General features: G+C 47.9%; 1 protein-coding gene. It reads left to right on the top strand.

What is annotated here, in order from left to right:
* The first annotated feature begins 435 nt into the window (after positions 1–435).
* A complete protein-coding gene (locus tag HN413_00180; GenBank protein ID MBT3388804.1) occupies positions 436–2,754 on the top strand; it encodes a glycosyltransferase family 4 protein in 2,319 nt (772 codons plus the stop codon).
* Positions 2,755–2,970 lie beyond the last annotated feature (216 nt).

Here is a 2,970-nt window from a genome sequence, read left to right as displayed (position 1 = left end):
AGTGAATATTCTCATGCTGGTTCTAATATCGATACAGATTATGTTATAGTTAATTTTGCCGATTTGGCACAATATATTCCAAGAGCTGCCGAGATCGGGTTCTTCGCCCCATTTCCAAGTATGTGGTATGTTAAGGGTGCAAAACTTGGATTTTCGGCTCGGGTGTTGAGTGGGCTAGAGACTCTGTTGATGTATTTGGTAGAATTAATGGCTTTGTTGGGGATATGGAGAGCTAGAAAAAAAATCTCAGCCTGGTATTTGTTCTTGATTGCAACTGCTGGCATCATCATGTTGGGAGCGGTGGTAACAAATATTGGTACGCTATATCGTTTCCGATATTCATTTTGGATTCTGCTGATAGTCTTGGGTGTTGGCGGAGCCCATTCTGTGGTGGTTCCAGGGTCGCGCCTGCTTTGGGCGAACCTAAAAGGGGGCGTGAAAAAAATCATTGACAATGATATTCAAAGAAATCAGTCGATTTTATTGGTCGCCAATTGGGATTGGGTTTTGTACAATTTCCGGCTTCCCTTAGCCAAAATGCTCCAGGATAATGGCCTTGATGTAATTTTGGTTTGCCCGCCGGGGCACTATACAGACGCAATCGTCAGTCAGGGATTTTACTGGAAGCCCTGGAATCTCAGTCGGCGGAGCATATATCCCTGGCGCGAGGCCTATTCCGTTCTTGAGTTGTATCGGATATACAGAGATCTGCGCCCTGTTGCCGTTCATCATTTCACGATTAAGCCTATTCTCTATGGGTCCGTCGCTGCTCGCCTTGCACGCATCAAGCCGGTGATTAATAATTTTACGGGTTTAGGATATTTATTTAGCGATGCACCAAAAGCAAATTTCCTGCGCAAGTTATTGTTGCCACTGTTACATCGTGCGCTACGAGTTGAAGGATTTCACACGGCATTTCAGAATGAACAGGATTTAGCCCAGCTTGTATCTCTTGGGATGATTACAGGTGATGATACAACGCTGATACCGGGAACTGGTGTTGACATCACGCGATATCAGCTGGCATTGAGCGAACCTAATCTAGCAAATGAGCCTCCGGTTGTTATTATGGCCGCGCGTTTGCTTTGGGATAAGGGAGTAGCTGAATACGTGGAGGCCGCGCGTCAAATTCGAGAATTGGGTATCGCCGCTGATTTTTGGTTCGCGGGCGATCCTGACCCTGGCAACCCTGCCTGTGTCCCGATGGGCGTGCTGGATGAATGGCGCGAAGAAGGGATTGTAAAGTTCTTGGGGCATCGGGCTGATATCCCCGACCTTTTGCAGGAAGCTGATATTGCTGTATTACCTAGTTATCACGAAGGTGTGCCTCTTTTCCTACTGGAAGCAGCCGCGTCCGGGTTGCCATTGGTAGGGTCAGATATTGAAGGCTGTCGTGTGGTAATTGATAATGGGGTGAATGGGTGCCTGGTTCAAAAGGAGAATGCTGAAGCGTTGGCACAAGCGCTAAAAGAACTGTTGCTTAACCCGGCCTTGCGTAGAAAAATGGGTTCGGAAAGTCGGCGCATTGCCGAACAACGCTTTGATCAGCGCATAATCCTCGATAGATATTTGGATCTTTATAAAAAATTGAACCTTTTACAGGCCAGAGAAGTTTCCCCGGTTTTGTTGGTCGCCAATTGGGATTGGGTTCTATATAATTTTCGCTTGCCATTGGCCAGCGCTCTCGAAGAGAATGGTCTTTCAGTCATTCTCATTTGCCCGCCAGGTAAATATACCGACAGTATTCAGCAACTTGGCTATCAGTGGCAGCCCTGGGATCTTAATCGCAGGAGTATTGCTCCCTGGAGCGAAGTCATATCAATTCTTGAATTGTACAAAATCTATCGCCAATTGAAACCGATTGCTGTGCATCACTTTACCATAAAGCCCATTCTCTATGGGTCTTTGGCGGCCAGGGCAGCAGATGTTCCCCGCGTGGTCAATAATTTCACGGGCTTGGGTTATTTATTTAGCGAGGCGCGCAAGGCTGCTTTTTTGCGGCGGATTGTGCTGCCAATTTTGCGCAGGACCCTATCGAGCGGAAGTGGTTTTCATACAGCATTTCAGAATGCCCGCGATCAGGCACATTTAGTATCCCTCGGGATTGTACAAGAGAGCGACACCACACTTATTCCCGGCACAGGTGTGAACCTGACTCAGTATAAACCGGCGGCTCAACGGGAGAATGGCACAGCCCCGCCAGTTGTGATTATGGCGGCGCGTTTGTTGTGGGATAAGGGTGTCGGAGAGTATGTCGCTGCGGCCAGGGCTATCCGCAGTAGAGGAATTGAAGCGCGCTTTTTATTGGCTGGGGAGCCGGATTACGGCAACCCCGATAGCATCTCCGATGCGATGTTGGCCGAATGGCAGCACGATGATGCAGTAGAGGTGCTCGGGCATCGCAGCGATATTCCCGCCTTGTTGCAGGGCGCAGATATTGCTGTATTACCGAGTAGCTATCATGAAGGCGTGCCACTATTCTTGTTAGAAGCAGCGGCTACAGGATTGGCGTTAATTGGGTCGGATATTGAGGGCTGCCGCATGGTCATCGAGCATGGGGAGAATGGTTTTCTGATACCCAAGAAGGATACTGAAAGTTTAACCCAGGCGCTGACCAAACTGTTGAGCGATCCCGAATTACGCAGCGAGATGGGACAAGCCAGTCGGCGAGTTGCTGAAATTCGCTTTGATCAACGACTGATTCTGAAGCGCTATATTCAAATGTACCAGGAAATGAATTTATTACCCGTTTGATGAACAGGGCTTTCTTAAAAAGTTTGGTGTGATTTAAGTTAAAAGTTGCAATATATTCGTGGCGGAGGTAAAATATTGTGGTCGGTGCTTTGGCACAAAAACCTGATCGTCGGGGATGAATTAATCATGCTCTGGATATAAAATTGGCAGAAGTTTGGTGGGGGGATTTTGGCCGCGTGTAAGCTGGATGGATAGTGTCCAGTGAATTCTTTTTGC

It is taken from the genome of Chloroflexota bacterium, from assembly GCA_018648225.1.
Taxonomy (GTDB): Bacteria; Chloroflexota; Anaerolineae; order Anaerolineales; family UBA11858; genus NIOZ-UU35.
This window is presented reverse-complemented; position numbering and strand designations above follow the sequence as displayed.